Origin of the sequence: Ornithinimicrobium panacihumi (genome assembly GCF_052073805.1) — a bacterium.
Classification (GTDB): domain Bacteria; phylum Actinomycetota; class Actinomycetes; order Actinomycetales; family Dermatophilaceae; genus Ornithinicoccus; species Ornithinicoccus panacihumi.
Genome location: NZ_JBQGWG010000003.1, coordinates 273,210 through 296,702 on the forward strand (window position 1 = coordinate 273,210; position 23,493 = coordinate 296,702).

Sequence of the window (23,493 nt, forward strand, 5' to 3'; positions counted from 1 at the left end):
TGGGCCTAACAGGACTTGAACCTGTGACCTCTTCCTTATCAGGGAAGCGCTCTAACCGTCTGAGCTATAGGCCCGATCCCGCGTGTTCACACGCGAGGACCGAGATTACCCCACCCCTGGCACCCTCTCCAAAATCGCGTCACCGCCGCCGGTCCTCCTTGCACAACTTCTTGCACAGTACGTAGTAGTTGTACTACATTCAGTTACATGACCACGACAGGGGAGATGGTGATCAGGACCCGGGGGCTGACGATGTCCTACGGCGACAAGGTGGTGCTGGACGGCATCGACCTGGACATCCCGCGCGGGCAGGTGGTGGCCCTCCTGGGCCCCAACGGCGCGGGCAAGACGACGACAGTGGAGATCCTCGAAGGCTTCCGCCGGCGCTCCGGCGGGCAGGTCGAGGTCCTCGGCGTCGACCCGGCCACGGCGCCGGAGTCCTGGCGCTCGCGGGTCGGCGTCGTCCTGCAGAGCTGGCGCGACCACGGCACCTGGCAGGTGCGCGAACTGCTCGACGTGATCAGCGCCTACTACCGGCCCTACTCGACCGACGCCGTGCCGCGACCCTGGCCGATCGACGATCTCCTCGAGCGGGTCGGCCTGATCAGCCACGCCACGCACCGCATCGACAAGCTCTCCGGCGGACAGCGTCGTCGGCTCGACGTCGCCGTCGGCCTGGTCGGCCGCCCCGAGTTGCTCTTCCTCGACGAGCCCAGCACCGGACTGGACCCGGCCGGTCGCCGGGACGTCCACGAGCTCATCGCCGACCTCGTCGACCTGGACACCACCATCCTGCTGACCACCCACGACCTGGCCGAGGCCGAGAAGGTCGCCGACCGGCTCCTCATCCTGGCCGGTGGCGGGATCGTCGCCGACGGCAGCCCCGACGCCCTCCGCACCCGCCTCTCCCGCTCCAGCGAGGTCCGCCTGCGTGACCTGACCACGGGGGAGGTGAGCGTGCACGCCGATCCCGATCCGACCGCATACCTGACCCAGGTCCTGACCACCCGTCCCGGCGAGGTGCAGGTCGTGGAGGTGCGCGCCGCCTCGCTCGAGGACGTCTACCTCGACATCGTGCGCCGTGCCGAGTCGGGGGAGGACCTCAGCGGACTAGACGAGATCACCGCGACGACCCACAACCCGGAGGTGGCCCGATGAGCATCCCCACGACCGTGCTGAGGGCCTCGTTGCGACAGGCCCGCACGACGTTGCTGCGCAAGTACACCGCCGCGGGCGGCATCGGCACGATCATCACGTCGGTGATCTTCATCGCCGTGCTGTGGTTCGTCCGCGATCTCGACTTCATCGACGGGGCCGTGATGGCCGGAGGGTTCCTCTTCGCCGGCTTCCTCGCCTTCAGCGTCATCGCGGCGGCCGTCATCGGCATCTCGGCCGAGCTGCAGACGGAGCGGGAGGACGGCACCCTGCTGCGCGCCAAGGCCGTGCCCCACGGCATGACGGGTCACCTGGTCGCCAAGCTCTTCATCACGCCCTTCGACGCGCTGATCCCGGTGCTGCCGATGGTCGTCGCCGGTGTGCTGATGCTGCCCGGTCAGATGCCGTCCAGCGTTGCTGACTGGGCACTCTTCGTGGTGCTCTTCCTGCTCTCGGTCGCCGCGATGATGCCCTGGGGTGCGGTGCTCGGCTCGGTCTTCAAGACCATGATGGGTCTGGTGTGGTCGATGATGGCGATCTATGCGCTGGCCGCCCTGTCGGGTCTCTTCTTTCCCCTGAGCGCGATGCCAGGGTGGCTGCAGTGGCTGGGCCAGGCGACACCTCTCTACTGGATCGGTCACGCCTTCCGCGCGGTGCTGCTTCCGCCGGAGGCGGCTGCGGCCGAGCTCGGTGGTGAGTTCCGGCTGGGGCTGGCGCTGCTGATCCTGCTGGCCTGGGCCGTGGTCGGGCTGATCGTCGCCCCGGTCCTGCTGCGTCGGATGGCGCGGCGCCAGTCGGGCAGCACGGTCGCTGCGGCCCGGGACCGCGTGCTCAGCAAGGGATACTGACCTCGATGACGCCGACGCCAGAGCAGGTCCACAACCGGATCGCGATGCTGCGCGCCGAACGAGGGATCTCCCGCCGTGAGCTCGCCGAGGCGCTCGGGGTGCACTACCAGACCGTGGGCTACCTGGAGCGGGGCGAGTACAGCCCCTCCCTGCACCTCGCGCTGCGCCTGGCACGCTACTTCGAGGTCCCGGTGGAAGTGGTCTTCTCCCTCGAGGAGTTCCCCCGGCTGGGCAGCTGACCGCGCAGTCGGCCCTGGGCCGTTGGGAGCCGTCCAGCCGGTGGCCGGTCAGGCCGGATAGCGTCCCGGCGCCGGCTCGCTGGTCCAGTGCGGCCCGCGCTCGAGGAAGGTCTGCCCGGTCTCGGCCAGCCATCGCGGCTCACGGGTCAACCTGGCGGTCGGGGCGTGGGCCCGCAGCCTGCGGCCGTCGGCGGTCCGTGCCAGTGCCTCGTCGGGGCGCAGCTCGGCGCCCGTGAGCGCTCCTCCCGGACCGACCACCTGCAGGTCGTAGCCAGCGGCGTGCAGCACGTCCAGGACGGCCCCCAGCTTGAGCTGGGCCGGATCCTTCTCGGCACGGATGATCGTCGACAGGGTCAGACGCCAGCACAGGGCCGCGGCGCGCTGGGACACTCTGGCGACGGCTCTCCCGCGGCGGACGGCCACCGGGATCATCGCGATGACGTCTGCGGTCCCACGGGCCTCGACGAGCGCGTCGCACCACGTGGGGTGCACGCGACCCCTGCCGGCCACCACGGGCACGCCCGGACGGAGCCGCCGCAGCTCGGCCGCATACACAGCCGCCAGGACGCCATATCGGGGCCATCTCTGCCCATCATCAGTGCTCATGGCTGACATGGTGAGGCGGGCTGGCCACGGTCGTCACCCGCTGAGGAGGGCGCTGTGCATGACCTGTGGAAGACCTGTGTGGTTGTGGACAAGTGCGCCGCAGGGACTCGCCCGATCGCGGGGATCGATGGCCAGCGGGGAACGGCGGGGTCTGCGGGACTCTTCGGGCCAGGGCGCAGGGGCCATCAACGCCCCTACGGGTTTGCTCGCTGTCAGCGAGCAAACCCGTAGGGGGCGAGGAGCAGGGTTTTCGGGCGTGCGAGAGAGCGGATCTACGCGGGGAGCGGCCCCCGACCTCGCTCGTCTGAGAGGGTCACTCGTCGAAGGGGGTCACTCGTCGGAGAGGGTCAGCTGGGCGCCGCCGACGAGCGCCGCGCAGATGTTGTAGAGGAAGGCGGTGAGGGTGGCCAGCGCCGTCAGGAGGAAGACGTTGAGCACGCCGATGACGGCCGCCAACGACAGCACCCGGCTCAGGCCGAGGTAGTCCATGAGCTCGAAGGAGGGCCCACCGGCCTCACCGCTGGTCACCTTGGTGAGGAAGTCGCTGATGATCGAGAAGACGTTCATCCCCGACAGGACCGTCCACAGCACGCCGACCATGACCACGCCGGCGATGCCGAGCGCGACCGAGACCAGGAAGCTGATCTTCAGGACCGACCACGGGTCGATCCGCTGGGCGGTCAGCCGCACCCGACGCGGGCCTCCGCGGCGGGGGGCACGCTGGCCGCTGCCGGTGCGGGCGGTCGATCCCGGGCGGGCGGCGGGGCGGGCGCCCTGGCCACGACCGGCACTCGCGCCAGCCGCCGAGCCGGAGGCCAGGCCCGCGGTCGCGCCGCGCAGGGCGCGGGCCTTGCGGGCGGCGAGATCGCGGCCCTGGGCGGTGCGCGCCATGGCGCCGTCCTTCATGGCCGCCGCCGTCGACCGCATCCCGGTGCCCTCGCCGGAGGAGCTCCCGGTCGAGGAGCTCCCGGTCGAGGAGTCTGCGGTGGATCCTGCCGGGGACTCCGTGGACTCCGTGGCCTCGGCGGAGGCGGTGCTCTGCCCGTCCGTGCTCATGCATCGCCTCCGGGAGTGGTCTCGTCGGTCTCGCCCGACTGGTCGTCGGGCTGGTCATCGGACTTGTCGTCAGACTTGTCGTCAGACTTGTCGTCGGTCATGTCCTGGGCGTCGGTGACGTCCGTGGACGTCTCCGACGGTACGCCATCTGCCCCACCTGCAACATCATCCGCGCCGTCGAGGGCCTCCTCGATCAGCTCGTCGGCCTCGCCGTTGTCGATGTTGCGGGCCACGGCCACGATCGAGTCGTTCTTGCCGGGGGTGGCGAAGATGACGCCGGAGGTGTCGCGCCCGGTGACCCGGACCTGGTCGATCCGGGAGCGGGTCACGTTGCCGCGCTCCATGACGACCATGACCTCGTCGCCCTCGTCCACGGTCAGGGCGCCGACGAGGTCACCACCCTTGTCGCTGGCCTTGGCCACCTTGATGCCCAGGCCGCCACGTCCCTGGACGCGGTAGGCCGAGACAGGGGTCCGCTTGGCCATGCCCGACTCGAACACCACGAAGACGAAAGGGTCCTCGCCCTGCGGGACCACGGACATGGAGAGCAGGTGGTCCTCGGCGCGGAACTTCATGCCCGTCACCCCGGAGGTGGCGCGCCCCATCGGGCGCAGCGCCTCGTCGGTGGCGGTGAAGCGCACCGACTGTCCCTTGCGCGAGACGAGCAGGATGTCGTCCTCGGCGGAGGTGAGGGCCGCCCCGACCAGCTCGTCGCCGTCGCGCAGGTTGACGGCGATGAGGCCGCCGCTGCGCGGGGAGTCGTAGTCGGTCAGGCGGGTCTTCTTCACCAGGCCGTTGCGGGTCGACAGCACCAGGTAGGGGGCCGCGTCGTAGTCCGGGATGGCCAGGACCTGGGCGATCCGCTCGCCGGGCTGGAAGGCCATCAGGTTGGCCACGTGCTGACCCTTGCCGGTGGGTCCGCCCTCGGGGATCTCGTAGGCCTTGGCCCGGTAGACCCGCCCGGAGTTGGTGAAGAACAGCAGCCAGTGGTGGGTGCTGGTGACGAAGAAGTGCTCCACTACGTCGTCGGCCCGCAGCGCGGCGCCGCGCCGGCCCTTGCCGCCACGGTTCTGGGCGCGGTACTCCCGCACCGGGGTCCGCTTGGCGTAGCCACCGCGGGTGATCGTGACGACCACGTCCTCCTCGGTGATGAGGTCCTCCATCGACATGTCGCCGTCGTAGGGGACGATCTGGGTGCGGCGGTCGTCGCCGTACTTGTCGACGATCTCGGCCAGCTCCTCGGAGATGATCTCCCGCTGCCGGGTCGGCGAGGACAGGATCGCCTCGAACTCGATGATCTGGGCCTCCAGCGCGTCGTGGCGCTCCTGGATCTCCTGACGCTCCAGCGCGGCCAGGCGGCGCAGCTGCAGGTTGAGGATCGCGATGGCCTGGTCGTCGTCGATGCCCAGGAGCTCCTTGAGCCCCTCGCGGGCCTGCTCGGCCGACGGGCTGCGACGGATCAGGGCAATGACCTCGTCCAGGGCGTCCAGCGCCTTGAGATAGCCGCGGTAGACGTGGATCGCGCGCTCGGCCTCCGCCAGCCGGTGCTGGGTGCGGCGGACGATGACGTCGATCTGGTGCTCGACCCAGTGCCGGATGAAGGCCGACAGCGGCAGGGTGCGCGGCACCCCGTCGACCAGGGCCAGCATGTTGGCGCCGAAGGTCTGCTGCAGCTGGGTGTGCTTGTAGAGGTTGTTGAGCACGACCTTGGCGACCGCGTCGCGCTTGAGGACGACCACGAGGCGCTGGCCGGTGCGGCCGGAGGTCTCGTCGCGCAGGTCGGCGATGCCGGTGACCCGGCCCTCGTTGACCAGCTCGGCCATCTTGCGGGCCAGGGAGTCGGGGTTGACCTGGTAGGGCAGCTCGGTGATGACCAGGCAGGTGCGGCCCTGGATCTCCTCGATCTCCACCACGGCGCGCATGATGATCGAGCCGCGGCCGGTGCGGTAGGCCTCCTCGATGCCCTTCTTGCCCATGATGAGCGCCCCGGTGGGGAAGTCCGGCCCGGGGATGATCTCCATGAGCTTCTCGAGCAGCTCCTCCTTGGAGATGTCGGGGTTGTCCAGGAGGAACTGGGCGCCGGCGGCGACCTCGCGCAGGTTGTGCGGCGGGATCTGGGTGGCCATCCCGACCGCGATGCCCGCCGAGCCGTTGACCAGCAGGTTCGGGAACCGGGAGGGCAGGACCGACGGCTCCTTGTTCTTGCCGTCGTAGTTGTCGACCATGTCGACGGTGCTCTCGCGGATGTCGCGGACCATCTCCATGGCCAGCGGCGCCATCCGGCACTCGGTGTAGCGCGGGGCCGCGGCGGGGTCGTCGCCCGGCGTGCCGAAGTTGCCCTGCCCGTCGATGAGCGGGTAGCGCAGCGACCAGTCCTGGACGAGCCGGACCATCGCGTCGTAGATCGCGCTGTCGCCGTGCGGGTGGTAGTTGCCCATGACGTCGCCGACGACGCGGGCGCACTTGTTGAAGCCGCGGTCGGGGCGGTAGCCGCCGTCGTACATCGCGTAGAGCACCCGGCGGTGCACGGGCTTGAGGCCGTCGCGCACGTCGGGCAGCGCACGAGCCACGATGACGCTCATGGCGTACTCGATGTAGCTCTTCTGCATCTCGGCGTTGAGGTCGACGACCTCGACCTTGTCGGTCTCACCGGGGCTGCGGTCCACGGGGGCGAACGTGGGGTCGGGGTTCTCCGCGTCCTGCTCGGCCACCTCGTCGCCGTCGAGTTCCTCGGTGGCCTCGTCGGGGAGGTCGCCGGAGGTGGTGTCGTCGGGGGTGATGTCGTCGGGGGTCTCGTCGTCAGCCATGGGTTCCCTTGGTCAGTTCAGGCACAAGATTGTGGGGGTATGCGGTGCCACGCACCCGGGTGCGTGGCACCGCATACCGATCAGATGTCGAGGAAGCGCACGTCGCGGGCGTTGCGCTGGATGAAGTTGCGGCGGGACTCGACGTCCTCGCCCATGAGCACGGAGAAGATCTCGTCGGCCGCGGCCGCGTCGTCGAGGGAGACGCGCAGGAGCACGCGGGTGTCGGGATTCATCGTGGTCTCCCACAGCTCGGTGTAGTCCATCTCACCCAGACCCTTGTAGCGCTGGATGCCGGTGTCCTTGGGCAAACGGCGACCCTTCTCCAGGCCGGCCTTGACGAGGGCGTCGCGCTCACGGTCGGTGAAGGCGAACTCGTGCTCGGCGTTGGTCCACTTGATGCGGTAGAGCGGCGGCTGGGCGAGGTAGACGTAGCCGGCCTCGATGAGCGGACGCATGAAGCGGAAGAGCAGCGTCAGCAGCAGCGTGCGGATGTGCATGCCGTCGACGTCGGCGTCGGCCATCAGCACGATCTTGTGGTAGCGCGCCTTGGAGATGTCGAAGTCCTCGCCGATCCCGGTGCCGAAGCCGCTGATCAGCGCCTTGACCTCCTGGTTGATGAGGATCTTGTCCAGGCGGGCCTTCTCGACGTTGAGGATCTTGCCGCGGATCGGCAGGATCGCCTGGTTGTGCGGGTTGCGGCCGCGGACGGCCGAGCCGCCGGCGGAGTCACCCTCGACGATGAAGACCTCGGAGATCGTCGGGTCGTTGGACTGGCAGTCGCGCAGCTTGCCGGGCAGGCCGCCGGACTCCAGCAGGCCCTTGCGTCGCGTGGCGTCGCGGGCCTTGCGGGCCGCCATCCGCGCGTGCGCGGCCTGGACGGCCTTGCCGATGATGGCCTTGCCCTCACGGGGGTGGGCGGTGAGCCAGTGGCCGAGCTGGTCGCTCATCGCCGACTGGACGAAGCTGCGGACCTCGGAGTTGCCGAGCTTGGTCTTGGTCTGGCCCTCGAACTGCGGCTCGCCGAGCTTGACCGAGATGACGGCGGTGAGGCCCTCGCGGATGTCCTCGCCGGTGAGGTTGGGGTCCTTCTCCTTGAGCAGCTTGTGCTCCTTGGCGAAGTCGTTGACCAGGCGGGTCAGCGCGGCGCGGAAGCCCTCCTCGTGGGTGCCGCCCTCGTGGGTGTTGACGGCGTTGGCGTAGGTGTGGACCGACTCGGTGTAGGCGCTGGTCCACTGCATCGCGACCTCGAGCTCGAGCATCCGCTCGGGGTCGGTCACGTCGAAGGCGATGACCTCGTCGTGCACGGGCTCGGAGCGCTTGCTCTTGTTGAGGTGGGTGACGTAGTCGAGCAGGCCGTTCTCGTACATGAACGTCACGGTGCGCGGCTTGCTGGCGACCTGGGCCTCGCCCTCGGCCTCCCCGGCGTCGACGGCCTCGGTCACGTCGGTGGTCTCGACGCTCTCGTCGTCCTCGAGCACCTCGTCCTCGTCGAGGTCGAGGGCGTCGGCCGGCGCCGCCACGCGGGGGCGCTCGTCGGTGAGGGTGATCGTCAGGCCCTTGTTGAGGAAGGCCGTCTGCTGGAAGCGGGACTTGATCGTGTCGTAGTCGAAGACCGTGGTGTCGAAGATGTCCTTGGAGGGCCAGAAGGTGACCGTGGTGCCGGTCTCCTCCTCGGGGATCGCCTCGTCCTTGGACAGCGGCGCCTGCGGGACGCCCAGGTGGTAGGTCTGGCGGAAGACGTGGCCGTGCTGGCGGACCGCGACGTCGAAGCGCTCGGAGAGGGCGTTGACGACCGAGGAGCCGACGCCGTGCAGACCGCCGGAGACCTTGTAGCCCCCGCCGCCGAACTTGCCGCCGGCGTGCAGCTGCGTGAGGACGAGCTCGACGGCCGGCTTCTTCTCGACCGGGTGGATGTCGGTGGGGATGCCTCGCCCGTTGTCCTTCACCCGGACGGCGCCGTCGGCCATGATCGTCACGTCGATCCGGTTGGCATACCCGGCCAGGGCCTCGTCGACGGAGTTGTCGACGATCTCCCAGACGAGGTGGTGCAGACCGCGCTCGCCGGTGGAGCCGATATACATGCCCGGGCGCTTGCGCACCGCCTCCAGGCCTTCGAGGACGGTGATCGCCGAGGCGTCGTAGGCGCTGGCGGTGGCCAACGACTCCGGGTCGCCCTGCTCGGGGGTGGCCTCCGGCAGCTCCGGCATCGCCGGCTGCTCCTCCGGATTCTCAGGTCCGTTCGCAGGCACGGTGCTCCTTGGTCGTCGTGGTCGGTCGGCTGTGCGTGTCCCGCGCGCGCGGGCGCGCACGAGAAAATGGGCAACAGGTCTATGTTACCCGCTGGGCCGCCCCGAAACCGCATCTGATGGCCTGTTTTCGGCCTTTCATGGCCGATCTGGCAGGAGAACAGCCGCAGTTCCCATCCCCTGCACGCGACCGAGGCCTCCGAGGGCCCTCAGCGGCCTTTCTGACCTTCCCACCCCGGGCCAGGCGTGAAGAGCTCGGGCGTGGGCGTCCGTGACGTCCCGCAGACCTCAGCCGTAGGTGTCGCGCGGTCCCCGCCCGCCCGAGGAGAGCGGTCCCCGGCGCCAGCTGGGGCCGGCCGGGCCGTGGACAATGATCTCGGTGACCACGCCGGCCCCGACCTCATCCTCGATCTTGCCCAGCACCGTCGACTGGAGCAGCCGCATCTGCGTGGCCCAGGCGGTGGAGGCCGCCCGCACGGTGAGCACGGTGCCTTCGAAGGCGACGACCTCGACGTGCGCCGCGACGTGCTCGCCGACGATCGCTGGCCACCGGCCGATGACGGCACCGACCTGGACCTCGCCGGCCCAGCCCCGGCTGGAGACGAGCCGGTCGATCTCGCGGCCGACCGGGTTGGGCTCGCGGCGGTCCCGCTCCTCCGGTGGGGGCTGGCCCACGGCCCGGCGGCGCCCCGCGCCCGCGGGCGCTCCTGGGCGCAGACCACGCGCGCGGGCCGACCGTCGCGCCCGCCCCAGCGCCTCGCGGGCCGCGTGCAGCGGGTCGTCCGCGTCGGGGGCGCCCGGCTCGTCACTCATCGAGCGGCTCACCGTCGGTCACGTCACCCTCGAGCGCTCCATCCTCGGGCGCTCCACCCTCGAGCGGCCCTCGCGGCGAGATGCTGCCGAGCACGACGTCGAGGATCCGCCCCTCACCCGCGAGCAGCCGGCCCGGCACGTCCTGCGCCACGGCGGCGGTCACCAGCACCTGCTCGCAGTCGGCGACGAGGTCGGCCAGCCGCTCGCGGCGTCCCGAGTCCAGCTCGGCGAAGACATCGTCGAGGACCAGGACCGGGTCGGTGCCCAGGTCGTGGCGCAGCAGGTGGAAGCCGGCCAGCCGCAGCGACAGCGCCAGGCTCCACGACTCCCCGTGGCTGGCGTAGCCCTTGGCCGGCAGCTCGCCGAGGATCAGCGCCAGGTCGTCGCGGTGCGGCCCGACCAGGCACACGCCCCGCTCCTGCTCCTGGGTGCGCACCCGGGCGATCGAGTCAAGGATCGCGCGGACCAGCTCGTCCTGCTCCGGCACCTCCCCGGCCGCCACCGCCCGCGCCACCGGGTGCTCCTCGGCCAGGCTGCTGCGGTATGCGGCGTCCGCCACCGCCTCGCTGTCGGAGATCGTCCGGTAGGCCTCCGTCAGGTAGGGCCGCAGGTCGCGCAGCAGCCGCAGCCGGGCGTAGAGCAGGGCGCCGCCGATCTGGGCCAGCTGGTCGTCGAAGACCGACAGCGTGGCCAGCGCGGACTCCCGCGCCTCCGCGAGGGTCTGGCCGGGAGCCAGCCGCGGGCCCTCACCCTTGCGGCGTCCTCGTCCCGGCTCGCGCCACAGGTGGGAGGCCGACTTCAGCAGGGCACCCCGCTGCCGGACGGCCTTGTCGTAGTCGGCCCGCACCCCGGCCCACCGGGGCTGGCGCGCGACGAGCAGGTCGTCGAGGAAGCGGCGCCGCTCGGACGGGTCACCCTTGACCAGGGCCAGGTCCTCGGGCGCGAAGAGCACGGTGCGCAGGGTCCCCAGGACGTCGCGCTGCCGGGTCACCGGCGAGCGGTTGAGGCGGGCGCGGTTGGCCCGGCCGGGGATGATCTCCAGCTCGACCAGGGACTCGTGGCCCTCGCGGACCACGGTGGTGCGCACGAAGGCCGAGTCGGCGCCGGCGCGGACCAGAGGTGCATCCTGGGCGACGCGATGACTGGCGAGCGTGGCCACATACCCCGCGGCCTCGACGAGATTGGTCTTGCCCTGGCCGTTGCGGCCCAGGAGCACGGTCACGCCCGGCGTGAGCTCGACCTCGGCGGCCGGATAGCTGCGGAAGTCGGTGACCTCGAGACGACTCAGGTGCACGGCGGCGTCGGCCGCCTCAGCCCTGACCGTCGACGTCGCCGGAGCCGGAGGTCGGACCGGCGCCACCCTCGGTGGACCCGGAGCCCGAGGACGGTCCCGCGTCGTCGGCGCGCTCGCCAGCCTGACCAGCGCCATCCTGACCGGCGTCCGGGCTGTCGCCGCTGTCAGGGTCGCCGACGCGCTCGCCGCCGTCGTGCTTGGGCTCGGCGCCCTGGTGCACCTCGACCTGGCCCTCGTCGAGGTCGGGGTCGTCGAGCATCTTGACGGCGTGGCCGCCGAACTGGCCGCGCAGCGCCGCCACCATCTGCATCGCGGGGGAGTTCTCCTGGCGCGAGGCGAAGCGGGCGAAGAGCGCGGCGCTGATGACCGGCATCGGGACGGCCATCTCGATGGCCTCCTCGACGGTCCAGCGGCCCTCGCCGGAGTCGGTGGTGTAGGCGCTGATGCCCTTGAGCTCAGGGGTCTCGTCCAGGGCCTTGACCGACAGGTCCAGCAGCCAGGAGCGCACGACGGTGCCCCGGCTCCAGGCCTGGAAGCAGCCCTTGACGTCCTTGACGATGTCCTTGGCCGCGAGGAGCTCGTAGCCCTCGGCGTAGGCGTGCATCAGGCCGTACTCGATGCCGTTGTGCACCATCTTGGCGTAGTGGCCCGCGCCGACGTCGCCGGCGTGGACGAAGCCCTCCTCGCGGGGTCCCTCGGGACGGAGGGCGTCGAAGATCGGCATCGCGATCTCGACGTGCTCGGGGCGGCCGCCGCACATGAGGCCGTAGCCGTTCTCCAGGCCCCAGATGCCGCCGGAGACGCCGCAGTCGACGTAGCCGATGCCCTTGGGGGCCAAGATGGCGTCGAGCTCGACGTCCTCGGTGAACTTGCTGTTGCCGCCCTCGATGACGAGGTCACCCTCGGAGAGCAGCTCGCCGAGGGTCTCGACGGTCGAGCGGGTGGGGTCGCCGTGCGGGACCATCACCCACACCACGCGCGGGGACTCGAGCGCCTCGACCATCGCCTCGAGGCTGTCGACGTCGCGAAGGGACTCGTCCAGGTCGTAGCCCACGACCTCGTGCCCGGCACGGCGCAGCCGCTCGCGCATGTTGCCGCCCATCTTGCCCAGGCCGATCATGCCGATCTTCATGTCGTGATGCTCCTCGTGGGGACGGGATTCTGACGGGTATGGGGTGGCTCGGGTCGGGTGGTGCGCGGCGGCAGGGGTGGCCGGCCGTCGTGGGTCAGCCCGCGAAGCGGACCGGCATCAGCACGTAGCGGTAGCTCTCGTCGGACTCGCCGTCGATCTCGGCCTGGCCGGACAGGACCGCGGGACGGGAGGGCTGGGTGAAGGCCAGCCGGGTGAACGGGGCGTTGAGCACGCCCAGCCCGTCGAGCAGGAACTGCGGGTTGAAGGCGATCTCGACCTCGGGCCCCTCGAGCGTGGCCGCGACGGCCTCGCTGCCCTGGGCGTCGTCGCCGGTGCCGGCCTCGATCGAGACCTGGCCGTCGGTGAAGCGCAGGCGCACCGGGGTGTTGCGCTCGGCGACGAGCGCCACGCGGCGGACGGCGTCGGTGAGCTCGTGGGTGTCGACGACCGCGACGGTGTCCACCGAGGTCGGGAAGATCGAGGTGACCTTGGGGTACTCGCCGTCGAGCAGGCGGGTGGTGGTACGGCGCTGACCGGCCTCGAAGCCGACCAGGCCGTCCGAGCGCTGACCGTCGCCGAAGGACACGTTCACCGAGGCCGCGGCGCCGAGGGACTTGGCGGTCTCGGACAGGGTCCGGGCCGGGATGAGGGAGACGTGGCTGGCGTCGGAGGTGTTGGGGGTCCAGGTCAGCTCACGCATCGCCAGGCGGTAGCGGTCGGTGGCCAGCATGGTGATCTTCTCGCCGTCGATCTCGACGCGGACGCCGGTGAGGATCGGCAGGGTGTCGCCACGGTCGGCGGCCACCGAGACCTGGTGCACGGCCTGGGTGAAGACGTCGCCGGCGACGGTGCCGCTGGCCTCGGCCTGGGTCGGCAGCTGCGGGTAGTCACCCACCGGCATCTGGATCAGGGCGAACCGGCTGGACCCGCAGGTGAGCTGGACCTTGGCACCGTCGGTGGCGACCTCGACCGGCTTGGCCGGCAGGTTGCGGGCGATGTCGGCCAGCAGCCGACCCAGCACCAGGACCTGACCGCCCTCGCTGACGTCGGCCTCGACGGTCACGGTGGCCGAGACCTCGTAGTCGTAGGCCGACAGGGTCAGCGTGCCCTCCTCGTCGGCGGTCAGCAGGACACCGGCCAGGACGGGGACGGGCGGGCGGTTGCTCAGGCCACGGACGACCCAGGCCACGGCCTCGGAGAGGACATCGCGCTCGACACGAAACTTCACGACATACAGCCTTTCGGCTCACACGGATGACAAGATCCACGGCGCCTCCGTCCTGGAGGCGTGCGGAAGTGCAGCATGTCACGACTCGCGAGGCCTCGTCCACGGAGGGTGCCGAAGAGGTGATTCGGTCCGCGCCGCATCCCTGCACAACCCCAGGGACGCGGGGCGAGGTTCTGGTCCTGAGTGTAGGTAGTAGTCGTCATCGGGCCTGTGGACACTGTGGATAACTCCTGTGCGGCGGCCCTCTTCCTGCAGGTCGGAGCGCGTCTGCCCCTCCTCGTTCAGGTTGTGTACCTCGGGTGGACACCCTTGTGCGTGGCCGCAGCGTGGTTGTGGATGCTCCGGGTCGATCCACACGCCGGTCCTGGTCGTCTACCGCTCGTCCCCAGCCTGACCTGCGGTTCTCCGCATGTCATCCCCAGGTCCGTGCACAGGCTCCCAGGCCTGCGGTGGGCGCGCGAGGGCACCCGGGCGCGTGCCGGATGTGACGAAGGTGAACGGTGAGCAACAACGCACAGGGTTATCCACAGGTGTGGACAACGGCAGGGCCGGGGTGATTCACCCCGGGACATCAGCAGGGGGGACGTCGGTGGGCGTCAGCGGACGCTGGCCTTGCGGATGATGCCCGTGAGCTCGGTGATCTGGTCGTAGAGCGCGCGCCGCTCGCCGATCTGCTGGCGGATCTTGCGCTCGGCGTGCATCACCGTGGTGTGGTCGCGGCCGCCGAAGGCCTCGCCGATCTGCGGCAGGGACATCTCGGTCAGCTCGCGGCACAGGTACATCGCGGCCTGGCGGGCGTTGACCAGGGAGCGCGAGCGCGAGGTGCCGCACAGCTCCTCGCGGGTGATCCCGAAGTAGTCGGCGACCACGTTGATGATCGTGGGCGCGGTGATCGAGGCGTCGCTGCTGGGGATGATGTCCTTGAGGACGTGCGCGGCCAGCTCGGCGTCGGGGACGCGGCTGGACAGGGAGGCGAAGGCGGCCACCCGGATGAGGGCACCCTCCAGCTCGCGGATGTTGGTGGTGATCTTGGTGCCGATCAGCTCGAGCACCTCGTCGGGCAGCTCCATCCGCTCCTGGGCGGCCTTCTTCTGCAGGATCGCGATCCTGGTCTCCAGGTCCGGCGGCTGCACGTCGGTCAGCAGGCCCCACTCGAACCGGCTGCGCAGCCGCTCGGCGAAGCCGGAGAGCAGCTTGGGCGGCTGGTCGGAGGTGATCACGACCTGCTTCTCGCTGTTGTGCAGGGTGTTGAAGGTGTGGAAGAACTCCTCGACCGTCTGCTCCTTGCCCTGCAGGAACTGGATGTCGTCGATGAGCAGGAAGTCCACGTTGCGGTAGCGCCGCTGGAAGGCTCCGGCCTTGTCGTCGCGGATGCTGTTGATGAAGTCGTTGGTGAACTCCTCGGAGTTCACGTAGCGCACCCGGACCCCCGGGTAGAGGCTGCGGGCGTAGTGGCCGATCGCGTGCAGCAGGTGCGTCTTGCCCAGGCCCGACTCCCCGTAGATGAACAGCGGGTTGTAGGCGCGGGCCGGTGACTCGGCGACCGCGAGCGAGGCAGCGTGGGCGAACCGGTTGGAGCTGCCGGAGACAAAGGTCTCGAAGGTGTACTTGGGGTTGAGGCGGGCATCCTCGGCGGAGGCGGACGCGGAGGCCAGCGCGGAGCCGTTGAGCCCGGCCCCGGCGCCCCCGCCGAGCCGCCCGCCGCCCTGCACGGGGGCGGGGGTCGACTGCTGCGTGCTCGAGGTGGCCTGCTGGTCCGTCTCCTGGGCGGCCTGGTGGCCGGGACGCGCGGCCGGCGGCTCCGGGGGGTCGCCGTTGCCCTCGTCCTCGATCTGCCGGCGCAGGTCCTCGTCGACGGTGATCGCCAGGCGGACCTCGTGGCCCAGCTCGCCGGCCAGGGCCTCGACGATCGGCTCGCGCAGCGAGGTCTCGAGCATGTCCTTGGTGTGCGCGTAGGGCACGGCCAGCAGCGCGGTGGAGTCCAGGAGGCCGACGAAGCGGGTCAGACCGACGAAGGCGCGCTCACGGGGGGCGAGCCCCTTGTCGTCGAGGGCGGAGACGACGCGTTGCCACACGGAAGAGGTATCTGCCGGGGGCAGTTGCGTCATGGGGTGCCAGTCCTTCACGTCGGTTCTGAACAGACCCATCATGGGCCAGCCGTCCACACAAGTTATCCACAGGCTGTGGATACACCGGTGGACGACGAGGCGGAAGACGTGACCGTAACAAGCCCGAGGCGGGTCGGGCAAGTGGCCTGGAGGACGATTCTTGCACCCCTCGGCGTGTCGCACGCAGGGGGTCCGGTCGTTGTCGCAGGATGACGGGTTCGCCGCTCACGACCGCCGGGAGACCGTGGCGGTTTGACCTGTCGGACCGGCTCCCGTACCGTGGAGTCGGCCCATTTCTCGGCCACTTTCGCCTGCCCATGGGTGAGCGTCGTCCCGGTTCGCTCCGGTATGCGGCGCACACGTGGGTTTTCGTGGGTGGCCGGCGTGATCGGGCCCACCCCACCTGACCTCGGTCATGGCTCCGGCACCGTCGGACGACCGCCATGAACCGCATCCACGGATGTCTCGCTCGAGCCATCCCCGTCCTCGGAGCACGAAGCCATGAGCAAGCGCACCTTCCAGCCCAACAACCGTCGCCGCGCCAAGAAGCACGGCTTCCGTCTGCGCATGCGCACCCGCGCCGGCCGCGCCATCCTGGCCGCGCGCCGCCGCAAGGGCCGCGCCGAGCTGTCTGCCTGAGAGCCGACGCCGGCCCGGCGCTGCATGCTGCCGAAGCGCCACCGCCTGACGCGACCGGAGGACTACCGGTCCGTGCTGCGCGGAGGTGACGGACGGCGTCGACGCAGGGTCGGGACCGACCTGCTCGTCGTGCACGCCGCCCTCGCCGACAACCCCGAGCTCACGCGCCCGCCGCGCGTGGGCTTCGTGGTGTCCAAGGCCGTCGGTGGCTCGGTGGTGCGTCACCGCGTCGTCCGACGTCTGCGCGCCCAGATGGCTGGCCGGCTCGACCTCCTGGACGCGGGGACCGACCTGGTCGTCCGCGCCCAGCCACCGGCCGCCCAGGCCAGCTCGGCACAGCTGGGGGAAGCCCTGGACCACAGCCTGGGCCGCATCCGGCGGGGTGAGGGCCGATGATGGCGCAGGATGGGCCGGTGACGGCTCACGAACGGCACGACCACGGGGGTGTCGCCGAGATGCGTGACGTGCACCGTGGGGGCGTCGGCGCCGGAGAGCGTCGGTCCGTGACCGCGATGCCCCTGGTCTGGCTCGTGCGGCTCTACCAGTGGACCATCTCCCCGATCCTGGGCCCGGTCTGCCGCTACTACCCCTCCTGCTCGGCCTACTCGGTCACGGCCCTGGAGCGTTTCGGCCCGGTCCGCGGTCTGTGGCTCACCGGCCGACGGCTGCTGCGCTGCAATCCCTTCGCGCGAGGAGGCGTGGACCACGTCCCGCCCCGCGCCTCATCCGCTCCCGCCCCGGCCACGCCCCGCGAGGGCGATGCCGGGGTGACCACACCGGTGAGCCTGGCTCACCACCGACACTGAGGACCTCATGGGATTCTTCGACACGATCCTCTTCCCCTTCATCTGGTTCGACTCGGCCATCCTGGTCGGCTTCGAGTGGCTCCTGGTCAAGCTGGGGATGAGCGACACCAGCGGCTGGACCTGGGTGCTGGCCATCATCGGCCTGGTCATCACGCTCCGTGCGCTGCTGACCCCCCTGATGATCCGCCAGATCAAGAGCCAGCGACGCCTGCAGATCGTGCAGCCGGAGTTGATGAAGATCCAGGCCAAGTACAAGGGCAAGCGCGACCAGGCCTCCCAGAAGGCGATGCAGGAGGAGACCTTCGGTCTCTACCGCGAGGCCGGCGCCAATCCGTTCGGTGCCTGCCTGCCGATCCTGATCCAGATGCCCTTCTTCTTCGCGCTCTTCCGTCTGCTGAACAGCGCCGCGGCCGTCCGCGACGGCCGGGCCGAGCCCCTGGGCATGTTCAACCGTGAGCTGGCCACCAAGATGGCCGACTCGGAGATCTTCAACGCCGGGCTGACCTCGACCTTCCTGCACGACTCGGACCTGTCGGCCAAGATCCTCTCGGCCATCCTGATCCTCATCATGTCGGCGACGCAGTTCATCACCAGCCACCAGCTGATGCGCCAGAACATGTCGCCCGAGGCCCTCAACAGCCCGATGGCCCGTCAGCAGCAGATGCTGATCTACATCTTCCCGATCATCTTCGCGGTGACCGGCGTCAACTTCCCCGTCGCCCTGCTCATCTACTGGACCGTGAGCAACTTCTGGACGATGGGCCAGCAGTTCTTCGTGATCCGCAACATGCCCGCTCCCGGCTCGCCCGCCGAGGAGGCCTACCGGGCCCGGATGGCCAAGAAGGGCAAGGAGGCCGTGGGCATCCAGCTGAAGAACCCCAAGCTGATGGCCGAGCGTGAGGCCGCCGAGGCCCAGGCGGCGACGAAGCCCACCGGCCAGCGGGTCCAGCCCAAGAGCAAGAAGCGCGCCAAGAAGCGCTGACCTGAACCAAGGAGACCACCTGATGAGCACCACTCCCGAGACCCCGGACGCCGTCGACGAGACCCTGGACGGTCAGCAGCCCGAGGCCCTGAGCGCCGAGACCGTCACGACGGGCGAGCCCGTGGCCGCCGGCGAGGACACCGCCGTCGCTGCCGGCGAGGACACCGCCGTCGCTGCCGGCGAGGACGCCGCTGTGGCTGACGCGTCGCCCTCCTCCGGTGCCGCCCGAGGCCGTCGTGCCGCCAAGACCGAGGACCTGGTCCGCGAGGGCGAGATCGCCGCGGACTTCCTCGAGGCGCTGCTGGACATCGCCGACCTGGCCGGAGACCTCGAGGTCGACATCGACGGCAACCGGGCCGCCGTGGCGATCGTCGACTCGGAGGACGGCGTGGCACCCCGGCGCCTCGTCGGGCCCGGTGGCCAGGTCCTGGACGCCCTGCAGGAGCTGACCCGGCTCGCCGTGCAGGCCGAGACCGGTGAGCGGAGCTGGCTCATGCTGGACGTCGCCGGCCACCGCTCCGACCGCAAGGCCGAGCTGGTCCGCCAGGCCCGGACCGCTATCGAGGAGGTCAAGCAGACCGGCCGGCGCGCCGAGCTGGAGCCGATGTCCGCCTTCGAGCGCAAGGTTGTCCACGACGAGGTCCTGGCCGCGGGTCTGGTCTCGGAGTCCGAGGGTGCCGACCCCTCGCGCTACGTCGTCATCCTTCCTTCCGCCTGAGACCTCAGCTGCGGATCCGCCCGGCAGATCCGCGGTCGACGAACCGTTGTGGGTGATCCCGATGGGTGACAACGATGACTGACATCCCGCCCCCGTCGCGGGCGCTCCCGCACCTCCGGACGAGGCGGAGCGGATCTTCGGCGATCAGCTGGACCTGGCCCGTCGCTATGCCGACCTGCTCGCGACGACCGGGATCTCCCACGGACTGGTGGGTCCGCGCGAGGCTCCCCGGCTCTGGGAGCGTCACCTGGTGAACTGCGCGGTGATGCACGGCCTGATCCCCGAGGGGGCGTTGGTCGCCGACATCGGTTCGGGTGCCGGACTTCCGGGGATCGTGCTGGCCATCGTGCGTCCGGACCTGACGGTCCATCTGATCGAGCCGCTGCTGCGACGGACGGTCTGGCTGGAGGACACGGTCTCGGCGCTGGAGCTGCCCAACGTGCAGATCCACCGGGGCAGGGCCGACGAGATCTCCCTCGACCCGCTCGTGCCCTACGCGACCGCGCGTGCGGTGGCGTCGCTCGACAAGCTGGTGCGCTGGTCCTTCCCGCTGCTCGCTCCCGGTGGCCGGCTGCTCGCGCTCAAGGGCGAGGCCGCCCAGGCGGAGCTGGATCAGGTCGCCCCGGCGCTGGACCGGATCGGTGTCCCCCACAGCGCGGTCCACCTCGTGGGTGAGGGACAGGTCAGCGAGCCCGTCCGCGTGGTGGAGATCGTCCTGCCCGACAGCCTTCCCCGCAACCTCGACCGAGTGATGGCCGGGGCTGGTGGGGGCAAAGGGGCGAAGAAGCGCGGTCAGTCGCGGGCCAAGGCCTCCAGGATGCGCTCCAGGTCCTCCTGACCCGCGAACTCCACGGTGATCTTGCCCTTGTGGCGGCCCATCATGACCTGGACGCGCGTCTCCAGCCGCTCGGACAGGTCGTCAGCCACGCGCTGAAGCTCGGGAGCAACCTCCCGCCGGGTCTGGGTGCGGCGAGTCTTCGCGGGGCCGTCCCCTCCGAGCAGCACGATCTCTTCCACCGACCGGACCGACAATCCTTCCGCGACGATGCGCTGGGCCAGCCGTTCCATCGCGGCTCCGTCCTCCAGGCCGAGCAGGGCCCGAGCGTGCCCGGCGCTGAGCACCCCGGAGGCGACCCGGCGCTGCACCAGCGGGGGCAGCTTGAGCAGCCGGATGGTGTTGGAGATCTGCGGACGTGAGCGGCCGATGCGCCCGGCCAGCACGTCGTGGGTGCAGCCGAAGTCGTCGAGCAGCTGCTGGTAGGCAGCCGCCTCCTCGAGCGGGTTGAGCTGAGCCCGGTGCAGGTTCTCCAGCAGCGCGTCGCGCAGCATGTGCTCGTCGTCGGTCTCGCGCACGATCGCCGGGATCGTGTCGAGGCCCGCCTCCTGGGTGGCCCGCAGGCGCCGCTCGCCCATGACGAGTTCGTAGCGAACCTGCTGTTCAGAGCCCTGTGAGGCCTGATCCTCGCCCAGTTCGGCGGAGCGGATCGGACGCACCACGACCGGCTGCAGGACACCCAGCTCGGTGATGCTGGCGACGAGCTCGGCCAGGTCGTCCTCGTCGAAGACCTGTCGGGGCTGACGTGGGTTGGGCCGGATCTGGCTGACCGGCACCTGCGCGAAACTGGCCCCGGGCACGGGAGCCAGGCCGCTGTCGTCAGCGGTGCCTGGGTCGTCCGTGACGACCTGATCCCCGGCTGTGGGGGTAGCAGGTCCGGCACCAGTGGAAGCTGGAGCACCGCTGTCCCCGGCGTCTCTCCCGGCCGCAGACTCGTCGGAGCCTTGTGTCCGGACGGCGCCATGCGCGGCCTCATCGACGGCGATGTTTCCCGTGAAACCATCTGGAGGCGTGGCCCTCGGGAAGAAGACGTCGCTGGGGCGTTCCCCGGCCGGACCCGAAGGGATGAGGGCACCTAGGCCCTTACCCAGGCCACGTCGACGGTCAGTGCTCATGGTGCAACCTCCTGCTGCCGCATCTGGGCGGCTGCTTCCGTGTAGGACAGGGCCCCAGAGCTGCTGGGGTCGTAGGTGATGACGGTCTCCCCGTGGCTGGGGGCCTCGCTGATCCGCACCGACCGCGGAATGGCAGCACGGAGAACCTTGTCGCCGAAGTACTCCCGAACCTGGGCGGCCACATCGGACGACAGGCGGGTGCGTGCGTCATGCATGGTCAGCAGGATCGTGCTCACCCGCAGGTCTGCGTTCAGATGCTGCTGGATGAGCTCGACGTTCTTGAGGAGCTGGCTCAGTCCCTCGAGCGCGTAATACTCACACTGGATCGGGATCAGGACCTCGCGCGCCGCGACGAAGCTGTTGACGGTCAGCAGGCCCAGGCTCGGCGGGCAGTCGATGATCACCAGGTCGACCTCCTGATTGGGAGGTCGGCTCTCCAGGTAGGTGGTCAGGGCGCGACGCAGGCGGTTCTCCCGGGCGACCAGGGGGACGAGCTCGATCTCGGCGCCGGCCAGATCGATCGTCGCGGGCACGCAGGACAGGTTGCTGATCTGCGGGCAGTCCTGGACCACCTCCGCCATCGGAACACCGTCGATCAGTACGTCGTAGACCCCGGCGGTGCCGCTGGTGTGCGGGATGCTCAGTGCGGTGCTCGCGTTGCCCTGCGGGTCCATGTCGATGACCAGCACGCGCAGGCCGGCCGTGGCCATGGCGGCCGCGATGTTCACCGCCGTGGTGGTCTTGCCCACACCGCCCTTCTGGTTGGCGACGGTGAAGATGCGGGTGCCCACCCAGGGACGAGATGAAGTCCCTTCTGCGGCGGGGACCGATGTTTCACGAGAAACCTGTGCCGTTTCACGTGAAACGGTCCCGGAGGGCGGAGAGGACGAAGAGGGCGGAGAGGACAGAGAGGGCGCGCAGGGCGCAGGGGGCGTCTCGACAGTTGCGGTACCGAGTGCGGTGCGGGGTGCGCCGTGGGGGTCGCCGGTGAGCGGATCTCCTGGGGTCATCGGGTCCTGGCCTTTGGTTTCCTGATGTGTTCCACGTGAAACATCGGGCCAGCCAAGGCCTGGGGCAGACAGGTGTCGCGGCGATCCAGTCCGATCACGGCATGGCGAACTGCCTCCCGATCCGCCAGGAAGGGGCCAACCTAGTCCCGTTGATAGCGCTGTAGTCATGAGACGTCCATCATCCCTCATCGCGCCGAAGATCCCGAATGGCCGTCGGCATGAGTGTCGTGATCTGGCACGGGGATCGGGAGATATCGCCAGGCCCGGTGATGCCGGTCTCGTCATCCACAGAGAAGCCCCGATTATCCACATCTGCTGCGGACAACCGGGGCTCCCTGAGCCGATGAGCAGGCTCAGCCTGTGAACTCCTCGAGCTCGGAGACGAGCTTGCGCTTGGGGAGGGCGCCGACAAGGGTCTTGACGACCTCGCCGCCGGAGTAGACGTTGAGGGTCGGGATGCCGGTGATGCCGTACTGCTGGGCGATCTGCGGGTAGTCGTCGGTGTTGAGCTTGACGACCTTGAGCTTGTCGCCCCACTCCTCGGACAGCTCCTCGAGGACGGGGGCGATCATCTTGCAGGGGCTGCACCACGGAGCCCAGAAGTCGACGAGGACGGGGCCGTCGTGCTGGAGGACGTCGGCGGTGAAGGTGGCGTCGGTGGTCTCGGAGACGGCCATGGTGGTTCCTCTTCCTTGTGTTTCGGTCGGGGTCGTTCAGGTGGTCTGTCGGTGGTGGGTGCAGCTCAGGCGTCGTCGAGCGTGGCCAGGTAGCGCTCCGCGTCGAGGGCCGCCGAGCAGCCGCTGCCCGCGGCGGTGATCGCCTGGCGGTAGGTCTTGTCGACGAGGTCCCCGCAGGCGAAGACGCCAGGCAGGTTGGTTGCGCTGCCCCGGCCGGCGACGAGGACGTAGCCCTCGGCGTCGAGGTCGACCTGCTCCTTGACCAGCTCGTTGCGCGGGTCGTGGCCGATCGCGATGAACAGGCCCGTCGCCTCGAGGTCGCGCGTCTCGCCGGTCACGGTGTCCCGCAGGGTCACCGAGGTGAGCTTGGGGTCGCCGTTGAGGCTGGCGACCTCGGAGTTCCAGGCGAAGGTGATCTTCGGGTCGTTGATGGCCCGGTCGGCCATGATCTTGCTGGCCCGCAGCTCGTCGCGGCGGTGCACCACGACGACGGAGCGGGCGAAGCGGGTCAGGAAGGTGGCCTCCTCCATCGCGGAGTCACCGCCACCGACCACGACGATGTCCTGGTCCCGGAAGAAGGCGCCGTCGCAGGTGGCGCACCAGGAGACACCGTGGCCGGAGAGACGCTTCTCGTCCTTGAGCCCCAGCTCGCGGTAGGCCGAACCCATGGCCAGGATGACGGCGCGGGCAGAGTACTCGACGTCGTCCGCGTCGTAGACCTTCTTGATCGGGCCGGTCAGGTCCATCCGCACCACGTCGTCGCGGATCAGCTCGGCGCCGAAGCGCTCGGCCTGCTCGCGCATGTTCATCATGAGCTCTGGGCCCATGATGCCCTCGGCGAAGCCGGGGAAGTTCTCCACGTCAGTCGTGTTCATCAGCGCGCCACCGGCGGTGATGGAGCCCTCGAAGACGAGCGGGGCCAGGTTGGCACGCGCTGCGTAGACGGCGGCGGTGTAGCCGGCCGGGCCGGACCCGACGATGATGACTTCGCGCACCCCATCGGCGCTGGGCTCGGTGGGGCTCTGCGGAGTGATCTCGATGGTCATGTCGTCCTTCCAAGGGCGTGGCTGCGGGACGGAGGAGTAGATCTGCGTCCTCCGACTCAACCGATCCTAGGCGCATGATGTTCCCTGGCCGGACAACCGTCGCCGGTCTGGGGACGATCTGGCGCAGGATGCT

The 23,493-nt window shown here is 69.9% G+C and carries 22 protein-coding genes and 1 tRNA gene; 9 read left to right on the forward strand and 14 right to left on the reverse strand.

What is annotated here, in order from left to right:
- A tRNA-Ile gene (locus ACTMMA_RS05130) sits at positions 1–74 on the reverse strand.
- A 133-nt stretch (positions 75–207) separates the two neighbouring features.
- Here ACTMMA_RS05130 and ACTMMA_RS05135 point away from each other — a divergent pair.
- From ACTMMA_RS05135 to ACTMMA_RS05145, 3 genes are read left to right on the forward strand one after another with little or no spacing between them, the layout of a single operon-like run.
- Entirely contained in the window at positions 208–1,158 is a 951-nt protein-coding gene (locus ACTMMA_RS05135) for an ABC transporter ATP-binding protein (RefSeq protein WP_441189020.1), read from the forward strand.
- Complete coding sequence (locus ACTMMA_RS05140) at positions 1,155–2,003, forward strand: ABC transporter permease (RefSeq protein WP_441189021.1); 849 nt, start codon at positions 1,155–1,157, stop codon at positions 2,001–2,003. Before ACTMMA_RS05135 ends, ACTMMA_RS05140 begins: the two co-directional genes overlap by 4 nt.
- Positions 2,004–2,008: 5 nt before the next feature.
- Positions 2,009–2,242, forward strand: coding sequence for a helix-turn-helix transcriptional regulator (locus ACTMMA_RS05145; RefSeq protein ID WP_441189022.1), 234 nt, complete (start codon positions 2,009–2,011; stop codon positions 2,240–2,242).
- 48 nt (positions 2,243–2,290) lie between these two features.
- Here ACTMMA_RS05145 and ACTMMA_RS05150 read toward each other — a convergent pair whose 3' ends face one another.
- The 9 genes from ACTMMA_RS05150 to dnaA form a co-directional block, all read right to left on the reverse strand.
- Entirely contained in the window at positions 2,291–2,848 is a 558-nt protein-coding gene (locus ACTMMA_RS05150) for a hypothetical protein (RefSeq protein ID WP_441189023.1), read from the reverse strand.
- Positions 2,849–3,178: 330 nt separating this feature from the next.
- Positions 3,179–3,904 (reverse strand): DUF3566 domain-containing protein, encoded by a 726-nt coding sequence (locus ACTMMA_RS05155; protein WP_441189024.1) that lies wholly within the window; start codon positions 3,902–3,904, stop codon positions 3,179–3,181.
- Positions 3,901–6,711: a DNA gyrase subunit A gene (gyrA, locus tag ACTMMA_RS05160; RefSeq protein ID WP_441189025.1), complete on the reverse strand. Its 2,811-nt coding sequence runs from the start codon at positions 6,709–6,711 to the stop codon at positions 3,901–3,903. The genes ACTMMA_RS05155 and gyrA overlap by 4 nt, the downstream gene beginning before the upstream one ends.
- Before the next feature lie 80 nt (positions 6,712–6,791).
- Positions 6,792–8,918, reverse strand: coding sequence for a DNA topoisomerase (ATP-hydrolyzing) subunit B (gene gyrB, locus ACTMMA_RS05165; protein WP_441189088.1), 2,127 nt, complete (start codon positions 8,916–8,918; stop codon positions 6,792–6,794).
- A 327-nt stretch (positions 8,919–9,245) separates the two neighbouring features.
- Positions 9,246–9,770 carry a DciA family protein gene (locus tag ACTMMA_RS05170; protein WP_441189026.1) on the reverse strand — a complete coding sequence of 175 codons (525 nt, stop codon included), beginning with the start codon at positions 9,768–9,770 and terminating at the stop codon, positions 9,246–9,248.
- Positions 9,763–11,064, reverse strand: a complete 1,302-nt coding sequence (locus tag ACTMMA_RS05175; protein ID WP_441189027.1) for a DNA replication/repair protein RecF — start codon at positions 11,062–11,064, stop codon at positions 9,763–9,765. The genes ACTMMA_RS05170 and ACTMMA_RS05175 overlap by 8 nt, the downstream gene beginning before the upstream one ends.
- A gap of 16 nt (positions 11,065–11,080) precedes the next feature.
- A complete protein-coding gene (gene gnd, locus ACTMMA_RS05180; protein WP_441189028.1) occupies positions 11,081–12,196 on the reverse strand; it encodes a phosphogluconate dehydrogenase (NAD(+)-dependent, decarboxylating) in 1,116 nt (371 codons plus the stop codon).
- A 94-nt stretch (positions 12,197–12,290) separates the two neighbouring features.
- Positions 12,291–13,424: a DNA polymerase III subunit beta gene (gene dnaN / locus ACTMMA_RS05185; RefSeq protein ID WP_441189029.1), complete on the reverse strand. Its 1,134-nt coding sequence runs from the start codon at positions 13,422–13,424 to the stop codon at positions 12,291–12,293.
- A 596-nt stretch (positions 13,425–14,020) separates the two neighbouring features.
- Positions 14,021–15,532 (reverse strand): chromosomal replication initiator protein DnaA, encoded by a 1,512-nt coding sequence (gene dnaA / locus ACTMMA_RS05190; protein WP_441189030.1) that lies wholly within the window; start codon positions 15,530–15,532, stop codon positions 14,021–14,023.
- 501 nt (positions 15,533–16,033) lie between these two features.
- On the opposite strand from dnaA, the gene rpmH reads away from it, so the two are divergent.
- From rpmH to rsmG, 6 genes are all read left to right on the forward strand, one after another.
- A complete protein-coding gene (gene rpmH / locus ACTMMA_RS05195) occupies positions 16,034–16,171 on the forward strand; it encodes a 50S ribosomal protein L34 (RefSeq protein WP_188430554.1) in 138 nt (45 codons plus the stop codon).
- A gap of 24 nt (positions 16,172–16,195) precedes the next feature.
- Positions 16,196–16,567: a ribonuclease P protein component gene (gene rnpA, locus ACTMMA_RS05200; protein ID WP_441189031.1), complete on the forward strand. Its 372-nt coding sequence runs from the start codon at positions 16,196–16,198 to the stop codon at positions 16,565–16,567.
- A gap of 17 nt (positions 16,568–16,584) precedes the next feature.
- The gene (gene yidD / locus ACTMMA_RS05205) at positions 16,585–16,977 is read left to right on the forward strand and encodes a membrane protein insertion efficiency factor YidD (RefSeq protein WP_441189032.1); all 393 of its coding nucleotides are present in this window, start codon (positions 16,585–16,587) and stop codon (positions 16,975–16,977) included.
- A 7-nt stretch (positions 16,978–16,984) separates the two neighbouring features.
- Positions 16,985–17,959: a membrane protein insertase YidC gene (gene yidC / locus ACTMMA_RS05210; RefSeq protein WP_441189033.1), complete on the forward strand. Its 975-nt coding sequence runs from the start codon at positions 16,985–16,987 to the stop codon at positions 17,957–17,959.
- Positions 17,960–17,981: 22 nt separating this feature from the next.
- Complete coding sequence (locus tag ACTMMA_RS05215; protein WP_441189034.1) at positions 17,982–18,677, forward strand: Jag family protein; 696 nt, start codon at positions 17,982–17,984, stop codon at positions 18,675–18,677.
- A 133-nt stretch (positions 18,678–18,810) separates the two neighbouring features.
- Entirely contained in the window at positions 18,811–19,515 is a 705-nt protein-coding gene (gene rsmG, locus ACTMMA_RS05220) for a 16S rRNA (guanine(527)-N(7))-methyltransferase RsmG (protein WP_441189089.1), read from the forward strand.
- Here the strand turns inward: rsmG and ACTMMA_RS05225 are convergent.
- From ACTMMA_RS05225 to trxB, 4 genes are all read right to left on the reverse strand, one after another.
- Positions 19,470–20,627, reverse strand: a complete 1,158-nt coding sequence (locus tag ACTMMA_RS05225) for a ParB/RepB/Spo0J family partition protein (protein ID WP_441189035.1) — start codon at positions 20,625–20,627, stop codon at positions 19,470–19,472. The two genes, rsmG and ACTMMA_RS05225, sit on opposite strands and share 46 nt — an antisense overlap.
- On the reverse strand, positions 20,624–21,418 hold the full coding sequence (locus ACTMMA_RS05230) for a ParA family protein (protein WP_441189036.1): 795 nt from the start codon (positions 21,416–21,418) through the stop codon (positions 20,624–20,626). Before ACTMMA_RS05230 ends, ACTMMA_RS05225 begins: the two co-directional genes overlap by 4 nt.
- Before the next feature lie 572 nt (positions 21,419–21,990).
- Complete coding sequence (gene trxA / locus ACTMMA_RS05235) at positions 21,991–22,314, reverse strand: thioredoxin (protein ID WP_441189037.1); 324 nt, start codon at positions 22,312–22,314, stop codon at positions 21,991–21,993.
- Positions 22,315–22,379: 65 nt separating this feature from the next.
- Positions 22,380–23,360 carry a thioredoxin-disulfide reductase gene (trxB, locus tag ACTMMA_RS05240; protein ID WP_441189038.1) on the reverse strand — a complete coding sequence of 327 codons (981 nt, stop codon included), beginning with the start codon at positions 23,358–23,360 and terminating at the stop codon, positions 22,380–22,382.
- Between the last annotated feature and the right edge of the window lie 133 nt (positions 23,361–23,493).

Bases quoted from the DNA above. Each gene is read 5' to 3' on its own strand.
- rnpA (WP_441189031.1), top strand. From the start codon at position 16,196: ATGCTGCCGAAGCGCCACCGCCTGACGCGACCGGAGGACTACCGGTCC.
- ACTMMA_RS05145 (WP_441189022.1), top strand. From the start codon at position 2,009: ATGACGCCGACGCCAGAGCAGGTCCACAACCGGATCGCGATGCTGCGC.
- ACTMMA_RS05215 (WP_441189034.1), top strand. From the start codon at position 17,982: ATGAGCACCACTCCCGAGACCCCGGACGCCGTCGACGAGACCCTGGAC.
- ACTMMA_RS05155 (WP_441189024.1), bottom strand. From the start codon at position 3,904: ATGAGCACGGACGGGCAGAGCACCGCCTCCGCCGAGGCCACGGAGTCC.
- dnaA (WP_441189030.1), bottom strand. From the start codon at position 15,532: ATGACGCAACTGCCCCCGGCAGATACCTCTTCCGTGTGGCAACGCGTC.
- ACTMMA_RS05150 (WP_441189023.1), bottom strand. From the start codon at position 2,848: ATGAGCACTGATGATGGGCAGAGATGGCCCCGATATGGCGTCCTGGCG.
- trxB (WP_441189038.1), bottom strand. From the start codon at position 23,360: ATGACCATCGAGATCACTCCGCAGAGCCCCACCGAGCCCAGCGCCGAT.
- yidC (WP_441189033.1), top strand. From the start codon at position 16,985: ATGGGATTCTTCGACACGATCCTCTTCCCCTTCATCTGGTTCGACTCG.
- ACTMMA_RS05225 (WP_441189035.1), bottom strand. From the start codon at position 20,627: ATGAGCACTGACCGTCGACGTGGCCTGGGTAAGGGCCTAGGTGCCCTC.
- ACTMMA_RS05135 (WP_441189020.1), top strand. From the start codon at position 208: ATGACCACGACAGGGGAGATGGTGATCAGGACCCGGGGGCTGACGATG.
- rpmH (WP_188430554.1), top strand. From the start codon at position 16,034: ATGAGCAAGCGCACCTTCCAGCCCAACAACCGTCGCCGCGCCAAGAAG.
- gnd (WP_441189028.1), bottom strand. From the start codon at position 12,196: ATGAAGATCGGCATGATCGGCCTGGGCAAGATGGGCGGCAACATGCGC.
- gyrB (WP_441189088.1), bottom strand. From the start codon at position 8,918: ATGCCGGAGCTGCCGGAGGCCACCCCCGAGCAGGGCGACCCGGAGTCG.
- ACTMMA_RS05170 (WP_441189026.1), bottom strand. From the start codon at position 9,770: ATGAGTGACGAGCCGGGCGCCCCCGACGCGGACGACCCGCTGCACGCG.
- gyrA (WP_441189025.1), bottom strand. From the start codon at position 6,711: ATGGCTGACGACGAGACCCCCGACGACATCACCCCCGACGACACCACC.
- ACTMMA_RS05140 (WP_441189021.1), top strand. From the start codon at position 1,155: ATGAGCATCCCCACGACCGTGCTGAGGGCCTCGTTGCGACAGGCCCGC.
- trxA (WP_441189037.1), bottom strand. From the start codon at position 22,314: ATGGCCGTCTCCGAGACCACCGACGCCACCTTCACCGCCGACGTCCTC.